Genomic DNA, 17,391 nt, shown 5'->3' on the forward strand with positions numbered 1-17,391 from the left:
TGTCTCTCAACGCCGTATGGCCGAGCGCAGACCGTTATAGAGCGAATTTACTGGCCGGCGTGGGCGCGGGCGGTCCTGTCCTTGAGCTCACGCAGCACCTCGAGCTCGCGGGCGCTGGGCTCCGGGGTGCTCTCCAGGGTCTCGGCGAAGCGGATCTCCCAGCCGGTGGCCTCCTGGACCTGCTCGGCGGTCACGCCCGGGTGCAGCGACACTACCGTGAGCTCCTTGGTCTCGGGGTCCGGCTTCATCACGCACAGGTCGGTGATCACCCGGGTCGGGCCACGGCCGATGTTGGGCACGCCGTCACGGCCCTTGCCGTCGCGGCCGAAGCCCAGGGTGGTGATGAAGTCGACCTGACCGACGAAGGCACGCTTGGAGTGCTTGAGAGTGATGAACACCTCACCGGCGTTGGTCGCGATCTCCGGCGCGCCACCGCCGCCCGGCAGCCGCACCTTGGGTGCGGTGTAATCGCCGATCAGCGTGGTGTTGAGGTTGCAGTAGCGATCGATCTGGGCGGTGCCGAGGAAACCGACGTTGATCTTGCCGCCCTGCAGCCAGTAGCGGAACATCTCCGGCACCGAGACGGTGGTCAGCGCGGTCTCGGCGAGCTCACCGTCGCCAATCGACAGCGGCAGCACCTCGGGCTTGGTCTGCAGGGTGCCGGATTCGTAGATCAGCACCACGTCCGGGGCGTGGGTCAGGCGCGCCAGGTTGGCGGCCTCGGAGGGCAGGCCGATGCCGACGAAGCAGGTGGTGCCGTTTTCCAGCGCCCGCGCGGCGGTCACGGTCATCATCTCGCCGGCGCTGTAGTCCAGGCTCTTCTCGACGGTACTCATCAGGCATTCCCCCCGGCGTTCATGACGTTGTCGTCGATCCATTGGGTGAAGGCGTCGCGGTCGCGGGCGATCGCGTCCCACTCCTTGTAGAAGCCGTTGTCGCGCGGGTAGTAACCGTGCGCGTAGGACGGCAGCGAGCCCTTCTCGGCCACGGCGATGGCGTCGATGGCCCAGCCCGGGATCACGCAGGCGTTGGGATGGGTGTCCAGGTCGTCGACGATCTCCTCGACGGTGACGATGCTCGCCTTGGCGGCCAGCACGGCTTCCTTCTGCACGCCGACGATGCCCTCGACCAGCACGTTGCCGGCGCGGTCGGCCTTCTGGGCATGCACGATGGACACATCCGGACGCACGGACGGCACCGCGGCCAGGCGCTCGCCGGTGAAGGGGCACTCGATGAACTTGATCTGGTCGTTGACGTTCGGCAGCTCGCTGCCGACGTAGCCGCGCAGCACGGCCAGCGGCAGGCCGGCGGCCCCGGCCTCGAAGGCGCAGGCCATGGCGGCGTGGCTGTGCTCGAGGATCTCGATCTTGTGCGGCCAACCCTTCTCGACGGCATCGCGCAGGCGATGCAGGGAGCCCACGCCGGGGTTGCCGCCCCAGGAGAAGATCACCTTCTTCACGCAGCCGGCGCCGATCAGCTGGTCGTAGACCAGGTCGGGGGTCATGCGGATCAGGGTCAGGTCACGCTTGCCCTGGCGGATGACTTCATGCCCGGCGGCAAAGGGAATCAGGTGGGTAAAGCCTTCCATGGCCACGGTGGCGCCGTCGTCGACGTAGCGCGCCACCGCGTCATGCAGGCTGAGGATCTCGGCCATGATAATCGCCTCTGATGGGAACGCCCGGAGCGGCGACTCGCAAGGCTCACCGGCGTTCACGGTTGCGGTTCGTGTCTCTGTGCGATCGGCATTGTCCGCTATGCGCACATAGATTTGCAGTACGAACAAATTAATCCGCGTGCCCGGCGCCGTCAAATGCCACAACGACAGGGGCCGGCTGCGCCGGCCCCTTCCATGGACGAATCTTTCCCTTTTCTTTCAAGGCATTAATCACCCTTCCAGCCAGCCGATCGCCCGCGCCACCTGGGCCTCGCTACTACCAAGGTATAAGGCCGGATCGCTGGCGGCCTCGATCTCCGCCCGCCCGATCTCGGCGCCCAGCTCGCCGTGACGGGCGGCCAGCAGCGCTTCGAGCGCGTCGGCATAGGCGCTCCCCTGGCGGCGGGCCTGGTCCGCCGCTTCCGCCGCCAGCCCCTTGGCCGCGTCGGGGCCCAGGTGCGGCGTCAGCAGCCTGGCCACCGGCTCGGCCATGATGGCGCCACCGGTCACCACGAGATTGCGCCGCATGGCCTTTTCGTGGACCTCCAGGCCCTCGAGCAGCACGGCGGCCTGCTCCAGCGCGCCCTCCAGCAGCAGCGCGCTGTCGACCAGCGGCGCCCATTCGGCATGCCACTCGCCGAGACCGCGCTCCAGCGGCTGTGCCGTGGCGTTGAGCATCACCGAGGTGTGGCCATGGATCTGGCGGCAGGCCCCGCGGATCATCGCGCAGCGCACCGGGTTGCGCTTGTGGGGCATCGACGACGACTCGCCCATGCCCTCGCCGGCCGGCTCGGCCACCTCGCCGACTTCGGTCTGGGTCATCAGGGAGACGTCCAGCGCCAGCTTCTCGGCGGCGCCGGCCACGGCGTCGAGGGCGGTGGCCAGGGCATGGATCGGCTGGCGGTCGGTGTGCCAGGGCAGTACCGGCGCCGACAGCCCCAACCGCTCGGCGAGGCCGTCCATGACGGCGAGGCCGAGGGTCTGCCAACCGGAATGCACGCCCACGGCCCCGCCGAACTGCACCGGCAGGCCCGGCTCGCCCAGCGCGGCGAGGCGGCGCCGCGCCTGCTCGAGGCCCAGCGCCCAGTGGGCCACCTTGACGCCGAAGGTGATCGGCAGCGCCTGCTGCATCAGGGTGCGCCCGACCATGGGGGTCCGCGCATGGGCGCGCATCAGCGGCAACGCCGCCGCCCGGCAGCGCGAGAGCAGCGCCTCCAGGCCGGCCAGGCGTGGCGTCAGCAGGACCATCAGGGCAGAATCGACCACGTCCTGGCTGGTGGCGCCGAGGTGCCAGTAGCGCTTGAGGTCGTCGGGGAGCGCGGCCCGCCCGGCCTTGACGAAGGGGATGGCGGCGTTGCCGCCGCTGGCGATGCCCTCGGCGATCGCGGGCACGTCGAAGGCATGCCCTTCCAGCGCGGCCCGCAGGCGTGCGGCGGTCCCGGCGGGCATGGCCCCTTCGGCCTCCTGGGCCTCGGCCAGGGCCAGCTCGAAGGCCAGCATGGCGGCGACGAAGTCCTCGTCGCGGCTGGCGGCCAGGGCGTGCTGGCTCATGAAGGGGCGCTGAATCAGAGCGGCGGGCATGGCAGGATCTCCCTAGGTGAGACGACCGACCGGCCTGTCAGCCGGCCCATCACTTGACCAAAGTCGTACAAGTGTTCGCAATTCGAACAATATGCTAGATTGATCCACACTGACCTATCAACTCGATACCGACCAACTGCGATGACGCGCCCCATGCAAGACGAGACACTGACCCCCGACGATCGTGACTTCGTCACCGCCCTGGCCAGCGGGCTGGAGGTGATCCAGGCCTTCGACGACACCACTCCGCGGATGACGCTGAGCGAGGTGGCGGCCAAGACGGGGATGAACCGGGCCCGCGCCCGCCGTTTCCTGCTGACGCTCCATGCCCTGGGCTACGTGCGCAAGCAGCAACGCCACTTCGAGCTCGCGCCCAAGGTCCTGCAGCTCGGCTATGCCTTCCTCTCGGCCAACAACTATCGCTCGGTGATCCAGCAGTACCTGGAGGACATCACCGCCGAGATCGGCGAATCGTCCTCGCTGGGCGTGCTGGACGGCGACGAAGTGATGTACGTGGCCCGCTCCTCCGCCAAGCATAGACTGATGGCCATCACCCTGTCGGTCGGCACCCGCCTGCCGGCGGCCTACACCTCGATGGGCCGCGTGCTGCTGGCCCAGCTCGCCGACGAGGCGCTGGAAGCCTACCTGGAGCGGGTCACCCTCGAGGCCCACACCGAACGCTCGATCACCGACAAGGCGCAGCTGCGCAACTGCATCCAGCAGGTTCGCCAGCAGGGCTACAGCATCGTCGACCAGGAACTGGACCCGGGCCTGCGCTCCCTGGCGGTGCCGGCCTTCGACGCCAACGGCAAGCTGCTCGGCGCCATCAACGTCAGCACCAATGCCGCGCGCATCGACTTCGACACCCTGACCCACACCTTCCTGCCGCTGCTGCAGGACAAGGTGCAGCTGATTCGCGCCCATGTCAGCTGAATGCATCACGGTCAGGGCGAGCGCGCCGCGCGGTTCCGCCCCGCGAAGGAGGTCCCCATGGCGGCAAGCTTGATCGAGCGCACCCTCGGCGTGCTGGACGCCCTGTCCGGCGATGCCCGCGGCCTGCCGCTGCAGACCGTCGCCGAGCGACTGGCGATCCCCAAGAGCGCCGTGCACCGCATCTGCCAGGAGCTGATCCGCCTGGGCTACGTGCGCCAGGAGCCGCTGAGCGGCCACTACCAGCTGACCACTCGCCTGGTCGCCATGGGCAGCCGCTTCCTGGCCAGCAGCGGGGCGCCGGACATCGTCCAGCCGATTCTCGACCGGCTGGCCGAGGAATCCGGCGAACTGGTCCGGCTGGGCCTCATCGAGGGCCAGCGCCAGACCTGGATCGCCAAGGCTCAGGGGGCGCGCTCCGGGCTGCGCTACGACCCGGACATGGGCCGCGAGGCGCCGCTCTACTACACCGCCTCGGGGCATGCCTGGCTGGCCAGCCTCAGCAACGAAGACGCGATCGCCCTGGTCGAGGCCCAGGGCATCGGCGACCCGGACGACTACGGGCCCCAGGCCCCCCGCTCCCATGGCGAGCTCATCGAACGCCTGAACCGGGCCCGCACCCATGGCTACAGCTGGCAGGTCGAGAATGCCGGCGCCGGCACCTCGGCGGTGGCCGTCGTGGTCCGCCACCCGCTGGATGGCCAGGTACTGGGCACGCTGAGCGTCGCCGGCCCCAGCGTGCGCCTCGACGAGCCGCGCATGCATCGCCTGGCCCCCAGCCTGCAGCAGGCCGCTGAGGAGCTGTCACAGGCCTGGCTGTCCGCGCGGCTGTTCACCTGACCCCGTCACCAGCCCTCTCATTCCGCACGTCGGCAAGGAGGCCCTGTGCTCGAGATCCTCGTCATCACCACGCCGATCTTCCTGATCATCGGCCTGGGCTACCTGGCCCGGGCCGGCCGCCTCATCGCCCATGAGGCACTCCAGGGCATCGGCACCTTCGTCATGTACTTCGCGCTGCCGGCACTCGTCATCCGCGCCCTGACCCAGAACCCCCTGGAGGAGGTCTTCGACCCCCATTACCTGCTGGCCTACGGCGCGGGCTCGCTGGCGGTGTTCGCCCTCGGCCTGGCGCTCACCCTGGGGCTGGAACGCAAGTCGCTGGCCGCCGGGGCCATCCAGTCGCTGGGCATGTCGGCCTCCAACAGCGGCTTCATCGGCTACCCGGTCGCGGCCATGGCGCTGGGGCCGCCCGCGGCGGTGTTCCTGGCCCTGAACATGCTGATCGAGAATCTGCTGATCATCCCGCTGGCCCTGATCCTGGCCGAGCTGGGCCACCAGACCGGCAACGGCCTGCGCGAGACCCTGCGCCAGACGGGGCTGCGCCTGGTGCGCAATCCCATCCTGATCGGTCTGGTGATCGGCGTGCTGCTGGCCGCGACGGGCCAGCCGCTGCCGCGCCCGCTGGCCAAGGTCATCGACATGCTGGCCGGGGCCGCCGGCCCCGCCGCCCTGTTCGTGATCGGCGGCTCGCTGTTCGGCCTGCGCGTCAAGGGCATGGCACTGGACATGGGCCAGATCGCCATCGGCAAGCTGATACTGCACCCGTTGGCGGTGTTCGGCGTTTTCCTGCTGCTGCCGGATGTCGACCCCCTGTTGATCACCGGTGCCCTGCTGTTCGCCTGCGCCCCGATGATCAGCGTCTACCCGCTGTTCGGCCAGCGCTTCGGGCTCGGCGACATCAGCGCCGCCACCCTGATGGTCAGTACCCTGGCGTCCTTCGTGACCATCAGCCTGGTGCTGTGGCTGGTCCACCACGTCGGCCTGTTCGCCACCTCCTGAGAGGCCGACGATCGGACGAGTGGCCAGGCCGATCTTGCGAACACGAGTTCGCATTGCAAATACTGGAATCGTGTTCTAGATTACCCCGGAACACGATTCCAATATGGTGCTTTCATGCCACTCTCCCTCGCCCTGATCGGCGCCGGCGCCATGGGCCGCCAGCACTGTGACGTCATCGCCGCCTGTCCCGACGCCCGCCTCTGCGCCATCGCCGATCCCGGCGAACCGGGCCGTGAGTTCGCCGCGCAGCGCGGCGTACCGGCCTACACCGACCATCGCGAAATGCTCGAGTCCGTGCGTCCCGAGGCGGTGATCATCGCCAATCCCAATGCGCTGCATGTCGCCACGGCGCTGGACTGCCTGGCGGCCGGCGTGCCGGCGCTGATCGAGAAGCCCATCGGTACGGACCTCGACGAGGCCTCGCGCCTGGTCGACGCCGCTCGCGATGCCTCGGTTCCGCTTCTGGTAGGCCATCACCGCCGACACAACCCCTTGATCGCCAAGGCCCGCGAACTGCTCGACGGCGGCCTGCTGGGACGACTGACCAACGTCACGGCGCTGTGGCAATTGCACAAGCCCGACGACTACTTCGCCGCCCCCTGGCGACAGGAACCCGGCAACGGCATGCTGCACACCAACCTGATCCACGACCTGGACCTGCTGCGCCACCTGTGCGGCGACATCGTCGAGGTGCAAGCCATGGTCCGTGACGACCTGCGTGGCCTGCCCTATGCCGACAGCGCCGCGCTGACGCTGCGCTTCGCCGACGGCGCCCTGGGCACCCTCAACGCCAGCGATGCCGCCAGCGCGCCCTGGAGCTGGGAGCTGACCAGCGGCGAGAACCCCGCCTATCCCCACCAGCCGGACCAGCCCTGCTACCTGCTCGCCGGCAGCGCGGGGGCCCTGTCACTGCCTGGGCTTCGTCACTGGCGTTACGACGGCAGCCCGCACTGGCATGCGCCGCTGGTCGGCGACCGGGCCACTCCCGAGAGCGAGTCGGCGCTGGCGTGCCAACTGCGCCACTTCGTCGCCGTGGCTCGCGGCGAGACGCCCCCCTTGGTGGACGTCGAGGATGCGACCCGCACCCTGGCGCTGATCGATGCGGTCTCGCGAGCCGCCGAATCCGGCCGGTCTACGGTCCCGCACCATCCTTGGGAGGCTTGAGCCATGAGCGACACGACGCGCGATTACGATCTGGTCGTGGTGGGCTCCGGCGCCGCCGGGATGTCCGCCGCCGTGAACGCGGCCTACCACGGCCTGAAGGTGGTGGTGGTCGAGAAGGACGATGCCCTGGGCGGTGCCACCGCCTGGTCCGGCGGCTGGATGTGGACGCCGCTCAACCCGCTCGCCAAGCGCGCCGGCATCGACGAGGATGCCGAGACCGTGCGCACCTACCTGCGTCACGAGCTGGGCGAGCGCTACGACGCGGTGAAGATCGACGCCTTCCTCGACGCCGCCCCCCGCATGGTCGCCTTCTTCCATGAGCAGACCGCCCTGCAGTTCGCCGATGGCAACGCCATCGCCGACATTCACGGCGACACCCCGGGGGCAGGCACCGGCGGTCGCTCGGTGATCGCCGCGCCCTATGACGCCCGACAGCTGAAGCGTCGCACCCTCGGCAAGCTGCGCAGGACCATGCCCGAGACCGCCTTCCTGGGCATGCCGATCCAGGCCGGGCCGGATCTCGCCGCCTTCCTGAGCATGACCCGCTCGCTCAAGTCCTTCGTCCACGTGACCAAGCGTTTCACCCGCCACCTGTACGACCTGGCGCGCTACGGTCGGGCCATGCAGCTGGTCAACGGCGTCGCGCTGGTCGGCCGGCTGGCCAAGTCCGCCGACGACCTTGGCGTGGACACCTGGGTATCGTCGCCGGCGCGACGCCTGATCGAGAGCGGCGGGCGAGTCAGCGGCGTAGTGGTGGAGACGCCCGACGGCGAGGTCACCCTGAACGCGCGCCGTGGCGTGGTGCTCGCCGCCGGCGGCTTCGCCTGGGACGTCGAGCGCCGCCGTCAGCTCTTCCCGCGCACGCCCACCGGCCGGGAGCACTGGCCGCTGCCGCCCGAATCCGCCAACGGCGACGGCCTGCGCCTGGGCGAATCGGTGGGCGGCGAGGTGGACACCGGCCTCTATTCACCGGTGGCCTGGGCCCCGGTGTCGCGGGTACCCTACCGGGACGGCCGCGTCGGCCACTTCCCCCACATCATCGACCGCGGCAAGCCCGGCATCATCGGTGTGCTGGCCGATGGCAAGCGCTTCGTCAACGAGGCCCATGGCTACTACGACTACGTGGATGCCATGATCGAGGCCGTGCCGGAGGGGCAGGAGGTCGCCTCCTGGCTGGTCTGCAGCCACCGTTTCCAGCGCCGCTACGGCATCGGCATCACCCGGCCGGCCCCGGTGCCCTTCCGCCACTGGATCAAGAAGGGCTACCTCGAGACCGGCAGGACCGTCGAGGAGCTGGCGCGCAGCTGCGGCATCGATCCGGCGGGACTGCAGGAAACCGTGGCGACCTACAACCGGCATGCCCGCCACGGCGAGGATCCCGAATTCGGCCGCGGTTCGACCCCCTACAATCGCAAGCAGGGCGATCCGGCCCACACGCCCAACCCTTGCGTGGCCCCGCTGGAGGAAGGTCCCTTCTATGCCGTCAAGGTGGTCCCGGGCTGCTTCGGCACCTTCGCCGGGCTCAAGACCGACGAACACGCCCGGGTGCTGAACGGCGCGGGCGAGCCCATCGGCGGCCTCTATGCCGCCGGCACCGACATGGCCAGCATCATGGGCGGCTACTACCCCGCCGGCGGCATCAACCTAGGGCCCGCCATGACCTTCGGCTTCATCGCCGGCCGGCATGCGGCCGAGGAGCACGCGTCATGAATCGTCACCCCCTGTCCCTGGCCGCCCTCACGGTGCTCGAGCTGTCGCCTCCCGAAATGGTCGAGGTGGCCGCCCGTGCGGGCTACGACGGCGTAGGCCTGCGGCTGATCCCGGCGACGCCCGACGAGCCACACGATTCGCTGCTCGACGATCCCGCCTTGCTGCGCCGCACCCAGGCAAGCCTGCGCGACACCGGCCTTGAGGTCATCGACATCGAGATCCTGCGCCTCAGGCCCGATAGCCGAGTCGGGGAGGACTTCGCGCGAGTGCTGGACGTGGGCGCCGAGCTGGGCGCCAGCGAGGTGCTGGTAGCGGGCAACGACGACGATGAGGCGCGCACCATCGACCACTTCGCCGCCCTCTGCGAGCTGGCGGCACCGCGGGGACTTCGCCCGCATCTGGAGTTCATGCCCTGGACCGGCGTGCGGGACCTCAACCAGGCGCGGCGCATCGTCGGCGCCGCCCGCGCGGGGGGCCACGACAACGCCTGCCTGCTGGTCGATGCCTTTCACTTCGACCGCAGTGCCAGCCGGCTCGAGGACCTGGCCGGCGTGCCCCGCGAGTGGATGCGCTACGCCCAGCTGTGCGACGTGGCCGGCCCGATCCCCGCCACCATGGAGGCCATCATCCGCGAGGCCCGAGGCGAACGTCGCTTCCCGGGCGATGGCGACATCGACCTGGCCGCGCTGCTGATGGCACTGCCCGACGCCATCCCGCTGAGCCTGGAAGTGCCCACGGCGGGGCTGCGCGAACGCGGCGTCACCGCGCTGGAACGGGCGCGCCTGGCACGGGAGGGGGCGCGTCGGCTGGTGGAATGAGGTAGCGAGGCCCGCCAGCCGCGTCAGCGCGTCGGGACCGTGGCGCTGCACTCGCCTCGCAACAGGCCTGATGCCGAGGTCGACGCCGCCAGCGCCTCGGCGACCGCCAACAGCTCCCCTCCCAGCTCGCGCATGCGAGGCTCGGTGAGGCGTATGCTCGGCCCGGCGATGCTGATGGTGCCGATCGCCGGCGCCTGACCTCGCCGCACGGGCGCGGCCATGGCATTCATGCCGGGCGCGAAGGTCTCCATGGCGAGACTGAAGCCACGCTCCCGGGTCAGCCGCAGTGCGGCGAGCAGCGCCGCCTCGTCGGCCGGCGCGTTGGGGCCATAGGCCTCGGGGGCGCCGAGGCCCTGTTCGGCGACGAGCGCCAGGGCCTGCTCGTCGCTCAGGGTCGCGAGCCAGGCAAGCCCGGTGGCACTGCAGGAAAGCCGTGCCTCCGCCCCCATGTCGGGGTCATAACGCAGGCCGGCGCGCGCTCCCTGGGCCTTGGCCACCCAGGTCAGACGCGCGCCGTCCACCACGGCCAATCGCACCAGCTCCCCGCTGTTCTCCGCCAGACCGTCGAGCAGCGGCTGCGCCGCGTCGACGATCCCCGAGGCGCTGAGGAAGCCGAGCCCCAGAGAGGTCAGCTTGGTGGTCAGGAGATAGTCGCCCTGCTCCCGTTGCTGACGCACGTAGCCGTGCTGCATCAGCTCGCCGAGCAGCCGATGCGCGGCGCTGCGCGGCATGCCGAGCCGCTCGGCGATCACCGCCAGCGGCAGGCCATCGGCCTCGCGAGCCAGCAGTTCCAGGATACCCAGGGTACGCGCCATGACGCCGGCCATCGTGCCTCTCCGTGAACGTGGTGAATGCCGAGGAACCTGAACACGGTTCCAGATCTCCGGCATTCTACCGCCGCTCGGCGTGGAGAGGAAAAGTGGTGAGGCAAAAGGGCGACGCCCGGCCCGGTGCTCACCCCGCCTTGATCAGCGCCTCCAGGGCGGCGTGGTAGCCCTGGCTGCCGAGCCCGGCGATCACGCCGTCGGCGCGCAGCGAGACGTAGGAGTGGTGGCGGAAGGCCTCGCGCTTGTGCACGTTGGAGAGGTGCACCTCGATCACCTTGCCGTCGAAGGCGTTGAGCGCATCGAGGATCGCCACCGAGGTATGGGTGTAGGCCGCCGGGTTGATGATGATGGCGACGGTGCCGTCCAGCCGGGCGGCATGGATGGCATCGATCAGCTCGCCCTCGTGGTTGCTCTGCCGGCAGGCGATCTCCCAGCCGTTGACCGCGGCCCGCTCGTAGAGGGCGTTGTTGATATCTTCCAGGGTCTCGTGACCGTAGATCTCCGGCTGGCGAGTGCCCAGCAGGTTGAGATTGGGGCCATGCAGGACCAGGACCTTGCCCTCGCTCATCCGTCGTTCTCCTTCAGCAGTTGCCGCTTGTAGTGGGCGAACAGCGTCTCGGCCTGCTCGTCGGCCGCGGCGCGCCTGGCGGCATCCTCGCAGAACCGCTTGAAGGCGTCCACGCCCTGGAAGACGAACAGGCTGACGCCGCTCATCACGCCGGCGCCGGCCGCCCTGGCAGCCGCGATGAACTCGGTGACCGCCGGCACGTAGACGGCGTCGAAGATCCAGTGATGGGCCTGGATCAGCTCCCTGGGCAGCGGGCAGCCGGGGCTCTTCTCGTGGCCGATGGGCGTGCAGTTGATCAGGCCGTCGCAGCGCGCCGCCGTCTCGGCCAGCAGGTCCTGGCCGATCCACGAGGCCGGGAACCCCTGCGCCTCCAGCTCGCCGGCGAGCCGGCGGGTCCTGTCCTCGTCGAGGTCGAGCAGGATCACCTCTTCCGCTCCGAGCTTGCCAAGCCCGAAGGCCACCGCCTTGCCCACGCCACCGGTGCCGATCAGCAGCACGCGGCCCGGCGCACGCTCGCCGAAGGTGGCGCGAAAGCCGCTGACGAAGCCGGTGAAATCGGTGTTCTCGGCAAATATCTCACCGTCCTCGAACACCAGGGTATTGGCGGCACCGACCATGCGCGCGCCCTCGGAGGCCCGGTCGGCCAGGTGCACGGCCTCTTCCTTCCAGGGGAAGGTGACGTTGACCCCGCGATAGCCTTCGGCGATGACCCGGCGCACCTGACTCTCCAGCGACTCGATGGGCATCTCGTTGGCGTCGAAGAGATCGTAGGTGGCCGGAACGCCGGTCAACTGGCCGAGCCGCACGTGCAGGTCCGGCGAGCTGGAATTCATGATTGCCTTGCCGATCAACCCCAATTTCATGGTCTTTCTCCGGTAACGGGGGGACTCCCCTGATGGTGCGTTCTGAGCTTCGGGCGCGTCCTGCCGGCCGTCGCGAGCGCAACAGCCAGCAGATGCTAACGACTGGACTGGGCCGCGAGGCGGATCCCGGCATTGGCCTCGCCGAACTGCTGGTAACCGCCGCGTCGCTCGACGATCTCGAAGAAGAAGCGACCGGAGAAGGTCTCGGTGTAGGCATGCAGGAAGTCGCCGTCGTCGTTGCGGTCGAAGAGGATGTTGCGGCTGCGCAAGGCCTCCAGCAGGGCCTCGTCGAGACCGAAACGGGCTTCCAGGTCGTCGTAATAGTTGCCCGGGATCTTCAGCAGCGGCAGACCGCGGGCCTGGATCTCGTCGACGGTGGCGAAGATGTCGTGACTCTCGAAGGCGATCTGCTGCACGCCGCCGCGAAACTCGCTGAGGAAGCGTCCCGGCTGGGTCTCCTGGGCCTGGGACACGGTGAGCGGCAGGCGGATGCTGCGGTCCGGGCTGACCACCGCCTGACTGACCATCATGCCGCGCGGGTCGACGATCTCGTTCTCCGCCTCGGCGGCGAAGCCGAACACGGTGCGGTGGAACAGCTGCCAGCCCAGCAGCTGGGTCGCCGGCAGCACATAGGACAGGTGGTCGATGCGCACCAGCCCCGCCTCGTCGCGGCTCTCCTGGTCGAAGAGTTCGAAGTCGGTGCGCCACTGCAGGTCATCGGCGGCCTGGTCATCGACCAGGTAGACCAGGCTACCCTCGATGCCGCGCAGCGCCGGGATCTCCATCTCCCCCTCGCCGATCTGGCCGCGGAAGCGCGGCGCCAGGAAGGCCCGGGCCCGGGCCTGCGCCTGCTCCACGTCATCGACGCGGAAGCCCACGGCGCACACCGAGGTCCCATGCAGCAGGCGGAAGGTGTGGGCGAAGCTGTCGGTCTCGAAGTTGAGCACCAGGTGAATGTCGCCCTGCTTCCACAGCTCGACGTTCTTCGAACGATGGCGCCCCACGTGGCGGAAGCCGAGGGCGCCGATGAACTCGCCCAGCGGCGCAGCGCTCTCCTCATCGAGGGTGAACTCGATGAAGTGGATACCGCGATAGTGCGGCGCCGACGGTATGTGCCCGGCCCAGGGGCCATCCTCGACCAGGTTCTCGAGCCAGATCAGCGAGCGCAGGCCGTCCAGGGCGGTGATCTCGGTGGGCGCGGCGCGGAAGGCATCGCTGAAGATTTCCAGCGACAGCGGGCCATCGTAGCCCGAGCGGGCCAGCTCGCGCATGAAGGCGTCCAGCGGCAGCCGCCCCTGGCCGGGGAAGCAGCGGAAGTGACGGCTCCACTGCAGCACGTCCATGTCCATCAGCGGCGCATCGGCCACCTGCACGAAGAAGATCTTGTCGCGCGGAATCCTGCCGATGGCGGAGAGATCGTGCCCCCGCGAGAGGATATGGAAACTGTCGAGCACGATGCCCAGGTGGGGATGGTCGGCGCGTCGCACCACCTCCCAGGCATCGCGATAGTCGGAGATGTGGCGGCCCCAGGCGAGCGCCTCGAAGCCGATGCGGATACCGCGCCTGGCGGCGCGCTCGGCGAGTTCGCGCAGGTCGGCGGCGGCGCGATCGAGATCGTTGACGGCCTGAGGCGAAACGTTGCTGCATACCAGCAGGAAATCGGTGCCAAGCTGTTCCATGAGATCGAACTTGCGCTCGGCGCGCTGCAGGTTGCGGCTGCGCTGGGGCTCGGGCATGGCCTCGAAGTCGCGAAACGGCTGGAAGGCGACGATGGTCAGTCCCAGCGAGGCGCATAGCTCGCGGATTTCCTCGGGCGAGCCATCGAACGACAGCAGGTCGTTCTCGAAGATCTCGACGCCGCCATAGCCGGCACGGGCGATGGCTTCGAGCTTGGTTCGCAGATCTCCACTCAGGCACACGGTGGCGATGGCACGCATCAGAACCTCCTGACAAATGGATCATGAGATCCTCGCCACATCCCCCTGAGGGGTCGTTCCGACGCGGCGAGTGACGCCCAAAATGTTCGCATAGCGTTCTTTAGTTCGCATTATGCACGATGGATGGGGGGAAATGGCAAGCAACTTTTCCCGGGGGAATAGCCCCTAGCATAGAAGGGAAGTGACCGGCTTCAGGCGCGTGGCATCGCATCCGACAAGGCTTGGCCGCTATCGCCAGCCGATCTGCGACCTTGGTCTTAGATCGTAGGAAACCGCATTGACACTTCTAGAAACCGGTTCTAGTTTGTTCGCCTAAAGCACTTTAGTTCGACATTCGAACTCTTGCACTCCCAGCCGCCCCAGGTGGCACGACCAGCCCCTCGACGGGTATCACCGACATAACAAGCAGATGCACTCGGAGGACTCCAAGATGTTCAAACCGCTGCTCACCGGCCTGGCCATCGCCATCGGCTCCCTGACACTCTCGGGCGTGGCACTGGCGGACTATCCGGAACGCAACATCAAAGGCACCATCCAGTGGGGCGCCGGCGGCGCCACCGACAACGTCGCGCGCAGCCTGACGCCGCACGTCGAGGACGTGCTCGATACGACCGTGGTACTGACCAACCGCCCCGGCGGCACCGGCGTGATCGGCATGAACTACGTCATGCAGCAGCGTCCCGACGGCTACAACCTGCTGTATGGCGCCGAGAACCCGCAGCTCTATCGGCTGATGGGCCTGGCCGACTTCGGCTATGACGACATGCACACCATCAACATCATCGGCCAGGGCCAGGTGGTCATCGCCGCCCCCGCCGACAGCCCCTACGACGACTTCGGCGACGTCCTCGAGGCCGCCCACCAGGAGCCCGGCACCCTGCGCATGGGCGGCACCGGTGCCGGCGGCCTGCCCAGCACCGTCAAGGCCATGGTCAACGCCGTCGACGAGCTCGACGTTCGTACCGTGACCTTCGGCGGCGACGGCCCCGGCATCACCGCCATGCTCGGCGGTCATATCGACTTCATGCCGCTCAGCCTGGCCGCCGCGCGCGAGCAGATTCAGGCCGGCAAGCTCAAGGGCCTGGCGGTGCTCTCCAGCGAGGAGATCGAGTCGCTGCCCGGCGTGCCGCCGATCACTCAGGCCTTGCCCAAGATCGACTCCTTCCTGCCGTGGGGGCCGTTCTGGGGCGTGTTCGTGCGCAAGGACACCCCGGACGACATCAAGGCGACCCTGGAAGATGCCTATCAGCAGGCCGTGGCCAACGAGGAGTTCCAGACCTTCCTGGACAACTTCGGCGGCGAACCGCTGAACCTCAGCGGCGAGGAAGCCCAGCAGTACCTCGACAACTGGCAATCGGTCACCGCCTGGTCGATGTATGACGCCGGGGCGGTGGAAACCTCACCCGAAGAGCTGGGCATCCCCCGTCCCTGACGGGGCCCGGCACCGTCCGACATGGGGCGGCGGTCCACGGCCCGCCGCCCCACTGGAGCATCTCAATGAGCCACAAGCCCTCCAAACTGCAAGCCGGCGAACGCGTCTTCGACTGGCTGCTGCTGGTCTTCAGCCTCGCCCTCTTCTACCAGGCCTATCAGATCACCGGTTTTTCCTCGATCAACTCCGCCGGCGCCTTTCCCATCGGCCTGTCGCTGATCATGATCGGCTCGTCCATCGCCGTGCTCGTCGGCCATCGCCGCAAGGCCCGTCCCGACACTCGAGGCCCGCTCGACGAGCTGACCTGCTTCCTGCGCCAGCATTTCCCGCCGGTCGTCCTGGCCTTCTGCGCGCTGGCCATCGTTTATCTGGCCGTGATTCGGCCGCTGGGCTTCTTCCCCAGCACTTTCGCCTTCCTGGCCCTGACCTTCATCTTCCTGCGTCGAGGCAAGGTCGTGAGTTCGCTGGTCATCTCGGCGTTCGCCATCGCCGTCATCTATGGCCTCTTCACCCAGGTCTTTCGCGTCTACCTCCCCTGACACCCGAGGCTTACCATGAGTGATACGTTCTCCTACCTGCTGATGGCGTGGCTGGATCCCCAGCTGCTGCTGCTGACAGCGCTCGGGACGCTCGCGGGCATCTACGTCGGCGCCATCCCCGGCCTGTCAGTGACGATGGCCGCCTCCATCCTGATTTCCTTTACCTTCTCCTGGGACGTCAACCATGCCCTGGCGCTGATCGTCGGCATTTACTGCGGCGGCGTCTACGGCGGCTCGCGTACCGCCATATTGCTCAACATCCCCGGCGCCCCCTCGGCGGTGGTAACGGCCTTCGATGGCTATCCGCTGGCCCAGCAGGGCGAGGCGGGCCGCGCCATCGGACTGAGCACCGTGATGTCGGTGATCGGCGGCCTGCTGGGCACCCTGGTGCTGGCCGGCAGCGCCCCCTACCTGGCCGACGTGGCCCTCGAGTTCGCGCCTCGCGACTATTTCCTGATCGCCGTCATGGGCCTGCTGCTGGTCAGCACGCTGGCCGGCAAATCGCTGGCCCGCGGCATCTTCTCGGTGGCGCTGGGGGGCATCATCGGCCTGGTGGGCATGGACCCGGTCACCGCCCAAGGCCGCTTCACCATGGACAACATCAACCTGATGGGCGGCATCCATTACGTGGTGGTGATGATCGGCCTGTTCGGCGTCGCCGAGGCGCTCTACCAGTTGCACTATCTCGACAAGGCCCCGGTCCGCCAGAAGGTCGACAAGATCATCCCCGCCTTCAGCATGGTGCTCAAGTACCTGCCGCTGTCGATCCGCACCTCGCTGATCGGGGTCGTGGTGGGCGCCCTGCCCGGCACCGGAGGCGATATCGCCTCGCTGTTCGCCTACGATCACGCCAAGCGTACCGTCAAGAAGCCCTCCAAGCCGTTCGGCCAAGGCGCCTACGAGGGGCTGGTGGCGCCGGAGACCGCCAACAACGCCGCGGTGGGCGGGGCCTATGTGCCCATGCTGACGCTGGGCATGCCCGGCGATGCCGTCACCGCCATCATCATCGGCGCACTGGTCATCCATGGCCTCAACCCCGGCCCCATGCTGATGATCGAGACGCCGCACATCTTCTGGTTCACCGTGGGCAACCTGGCGCTGGCCAATGTCTTCCTGCTGATCTTCGGGCTGACCGGCATCAAGATCTTCACCAAGGTCGTGGAATTGCCCAAGGCCCTGCTGATCCCGCTGATCCTGGTGCTGTGCGTGGTCGGCACCTACTCGATCAACAGCAGCATGACGGAGGTCTACTGGATGCTCGGCTTCGGCATCATGGGGTACTTCCTGAAGATCTTCGGCTTCCAGATGGGGCCGATCATCCTCGGCGTGATACTGGGGCCGCTGCTCGACGAAACCTACCGCCAGGCCATGTCCTCGGTGGGCGACAGCATCCCGGCCTTCCTGACGGCGCTGGTCACCAACCCGCTATCGTTGATCCTGACCGCGGTCATCGTTCTGGTATTGTTGGGCAATACCCCGGCAAAGCGGTGGGTGGTGTCGCGCTTCCAGCGAAGCTGACGCGCTCCAGG

The 17,391-nt window shown here is 68.3% G+C and carries 16 protein-coding genes; 9 read left to right on the plus strand and 7 right to left on the minus strand.

Going from position 1 to position 17,391, the window contains the following annotated elements:
- Positions 1-47: 47 nt before the first annotated feature.
- The 3 genes from ACXAFN_RS06100 to ACXAFN_RS06110 form a co-directional block, all read right to left on the minus strand.
- Positions 48-836: a CoA-transferase subunit beta gene (locus ACXAFN_RS06100; RefSeq protein ID WP_474987098.1), complete on the minus strand. Its 789-nt coding sequence runs from the start codon at positions 834-836 to the stop codon at positions 48-50.
- Entirely contained in the window at positions 836-1,654 is an 819-nt protein-coding gene (locus tag ACXAFN_RS06105; protein ID WP_474987100.1) for a CoA transferase subunit A, read from the minus strand. The genes ACXAFN_RS06100 and ACXAFN_RS06105 overlap by 1 nt, the downstream gene beginning before the upstream one ends.
- A 231-nt stretch (positions 1,655-1,885) precedes the next feature.
- A complete protein-coding gene (locus ACXAFN_RS06110; RefSeq protein ID WP_474987102.1) occupies positions 1,886-3,235 on the minus strand; it encodes a class-II fumarase/aspartase family protein in 1,350 nt (449 codons plus the stop codon).
- A gap of 153 nt (positions 3,236-3,388) precedes the next feature.
- Here ACXAFN_RS06110 and ACXAFN_RS06115 point away from each other — a divergent pair, with 153 nt between their 5' ends.
- The 6 genes from ACXAFN_RS06115 to ACXAFN_RS06140 all read left to right on the plus strand — a co-directional run bounded on the left by ACXAFN_RS06115 (position 3,389) and on the right by ACXAFN_RS06140 (position 9,696).
- Positions 3,389-4,168 (plus strand): IclR family transcriptional regulator domain-containing protein, encoded by a 780-nt coding sequence (locus tag ACXAFN_RS06115; protein ID WP_474987104.1) that lies wholly within the window; start codon positions 3,389-3,391, stop codon positions 4,166-4,168.
- A 57-nt stretch (positions 4,169-4,225) separates the two neighbouring features.
- Positions 4,226-5,005, plus strand: a complete 780-nt coding sequence (locus ACXAFN_RS06120) for an IclR family transcriptional regulator (RefSeq protein WP_474987106.1) — start codon at positions 4,226-4,228, stop codon at positions 5,003-5,005.
- A gap of 45 nt (positions 5,006-5,050) precedes the next feature.
- Positions 5,051-6,004, plus strand: a complete 954-nt coding sequence (locus ACXAFN_RS06125; RefSeq protein WP_474987108.1) for an AEC family transporter — start codon at positions 5,051-5,053, stop codon at positions 6,002-6,004.
- Positions 6,005-6,118: 114 nt separating this feature from the next.
- Positions 6,119-7,168: a Gfo/Idh/MocA family protein gene (locus ACXAFN_RS06130; RefSeq protein WP_474987110.1), complete on the plus strand. Its 1,050-nt coding sequence runs from the start codon at positions 6,119-6,121 to the stop codon at positions 7,166-7,168.
- A gap of 3 nt (positions 7,169-7,171) precedes the next feature.
- Complete coding sequence (locus tag ACXAFN_RS06135) at positions 7,172-8,878, plus strand: FAD-dependent oxidoreductase (RefSeq protein ID WP_474987112.1); 1,707 nt, start codon at positions 7,172-7,174, stop codon at positions 8,876-8,878.
- A complete protein-coding gene (locus ACXAFN_RS06140) occupies positions 8,875-9,696 on the plus strand; it encodes a sugar phosphate isomerase/epimerase family protein (RefSeq protein ID WP_474987114.1) in 822 nt (273 codons plus the stop codon). Before ACXAFN_RS06135 ends, ACXAFN_RS06140 begins: the two co-directional genes overlap by 4 nt.
- A 23-nt stretch (positions 9,697-9,719) precedes the next feature.
- Here ACXAFN_RS06140 and ACXAFN_RS06145 read toward each other — a convergent pair whose 3' ends face one another.
- The 4 genes from ACXAFN_RS06145 to ACXAFN_RS06160 form a co-directional block, all read right to left on the minus strand.
- Positions 9,720-10,523 (minus strand): IclR family transcriptional regulator, encoded by an 804-nt coding sequence (locus ACXAFN_RS06145; RefSeq protein ID WP_474987116.1) that lies wholly within the window; start codon positions 10,521-10,523, stop codon positions 9,720-9,722.
- A 127-nt stretch (positions 10,524-10,650) separates the two neighbouring features.
- Complete coding sequence (gene aroQ, locus ACXAFN_RS06150) at positions 10,651-11,091, minus strand: type II 3-dehydroquinate dehydratase (RefSeq protein WP_474987118.1); 441 nt, start codon at positions 11,089-11,091, stop codon at positions 10,651-10,653.
- Positions 11,088-11,954 carry a shikimate dehydrogenase family protein gene (locus ACXAFN_RS06155; RefSeq protein ID WP_474987120.1) on the minus strand — a complete coding sequence of 289 codons (867 nt, stop codon included), beginning with the start codon at positions 11,952-11,954 and terminating at the stop codon, positions 11,088-11,090. The genes aroQ and ACXAFN_RS06155 overlap by 4 nt, the downstream gene beginning before the upstream one ends.
- A 95-nt stretch (positions 11,955-12,049) precedes the next feature.
- Positions 12,050-13,891 carry a bifunctional sugar phosphate isomerase/epimerase/4-hydroxyphenylpyruvate dioxygenase family protein gene (locus ACXAFN_RS06160; protein ID WP_474987122.1) on the minus strand — a complete coding sequence of 614 codons (1,842 nt, stop codon included), beginning with the start codon at positions 13,889-13,891 and terminating at the stop codon, positions 12,050-12,052.
- A gap of 430 nt (positions 13,892-14,321) precedes the next feature.
- Here ACXAFN_RS06160 and ACXAFN_RS06165 point away from each other — a divergent pair, with 430 nt between their 5' ends.
- The 3 genes from ACXAFN_RS06165 (at position 14,322) to ACXAFN_RS06175 (ending at position 17,380) form a co-directional block, all read left to right on the plus strand.
- Positions 14,322-15,323 carry a tripartite tricarboxylate transporter substrate binding protein gene (locus tag ACXAFN_RS06165; RefSeq protein WP_474987124.1) on the plus strand — a complete coding sequence of 334 codons (1,002 nt, stop codon included), beginning with the start codon at positions 14,322-14,324 and terminating at the stop codon, positions 15,321-15,323.
- Positions 15,324-15,388: 65 nt separating this feature from the next.
- Positions 15,389-15,862: a tripartite tricarboxylate transporter TctB family protein gene (locus ACXAFN_RS06170; protein ID WP_474987126.1), complete on the plus strand. Its 474-nt coding sequence runs from the start codon at positions 15,389-15,391 to the stop codon at positions 15,860-15,862.
- Positions 15,863-15,877: 15 nt separating this feature from the next.
- Positions 15,878-17,380 (plus strand): tripartite tricarboxylate transporter permease, encoded by a 1,503-nt coding sequence (locus ACXAFN_RS06175; RefSeq protein WP_474987127.1) that lies wholly within the window; start codon positions 15,878-15,880, stop codon positions 17,378-17,380.
- Positions 17,381-17,391 lie beyond the last annotated feature (11 nt).

It is taken from the genome of Halomonas sp. ABH4_019 (assembly GCF_056159885.1).

What these genes read in the sequence shown, in the direction of transcription:
- ACXAFN_RS06100 (WP_474987098.1), bottom strand. Translation starts at nt 836, where the DNA reads ATGAGTACCGTCGAGAAGAGCCTGGACTACAGCGCCGGCGAGATGATG.
- ACXAFN_RS06105 (WP_474987100.1), bottom strand. Translation starts at nt 1,654, where the DNA reads ATGGCCGAGATCCTCAGCCTGCATGACGCGGTGGCGCGCTACGTCGAC.
- ACXAFN_RS06110 (WP_474987102.1), bottom strand. Translation starts at nt 3,235, where the DNA reads ATGCCCGCCGCTCTGATTCAGCGCCCCTTCATGAGCCAGCACGCCCTG.
- ACXAFN_RS06115 (WP_474987104.1), top strand. Translation starts at nt 3,389, where the DNA reads ATGCAAGACGAGACACTGACCCCCGACGATCGTGACTTCGTCACCGCC.
- ACXAFN_RS06120 (WP_474987106.1), top strand. Translation starts at nt 4,226, where the DNA reads ATGGCGGCAAGCTTGATCGAGCGCACCCTCGGCGTGCTGGACGCCCTG.
- ACXAFN_RS06130 (WP_474987110.1), top strand. Translation starts at nt 6,119, where the DNA reads ATGCCACTCTCCCTCGCCCTGATCGGCGCCGGCGCCATGGGCCGCCAG.
- ACXAFN_RS06135 (WP_474987112.1), top strand. Translation starts at nt 7,172, where the DNA reads ATGAGCGACACGACGCGCGATTACGATCTGGTCGTGGTGGGCTCCGGC.
- ACXAFN_RS06140 (WP_474987114.1), top strand. Translation starts at nt 8,875, where the DNA reads ATGAATCGTCACCCCCTGTCCCTGGCCGCCCTCACGGTGCTCGAGCTG.
- ACXAFN_RS06145 (WP_474987116.1), bottom strand. Translation starts at nt 10,523, where the DNA reads ATGGCCGGCGTCATGGCGCGTACCCTGGGTATCCTGGAACTGCTGGCT.
- aroQ (WP_474987118.1), bottom strand. Translation starts at nt 11,091, where the DNA reads ATGAGCGAGGGCAAGGTCCTGGTCCTGCATGGCCCCAATCTCAACCTG.
- ACXAFN_RS06155 (WP_474987120.1), bottom strand. Translation starts at nt 11,954, where the DNA reads ATGAAATTGGGGTTGATCGGCAAGGCAATCATGAATTCCAGCTCGCCG.
- ACXAFN_RS06160 (WP_474987122.1), bottom strand. Translation starts at nt 13,891, where the DNA reads ATGCGTGCCATCGCCACCGTGTGCCTGAGTGGAGATCTGCGAACCAAG.
- ACXAFN_RS06165 (WP_474987124.1), top strand. Translation starts at nt 14,322, where the DNA reads ATGTTCAAACCGCTGCTCACCGGCCTGGCCATCGCCATCGGCTCCCTG.
- ACXAFN_RS06170 (WP_474987126.1), top strand. Translation starts at nt 15,389, where the DNA reads ATGAGCCACAAGCCCTCCAAACTGCAAGCCGGCGAACGCGTCTTCGAC.
- ACXAFN_RS06175 (WP_474987127.1), top strand. Translation starts at nt 15,878, where the DNA reads ATGAGTGATACGTTCTCCTACCTGCTGATGGCGTGGCTGGATCCCCAG.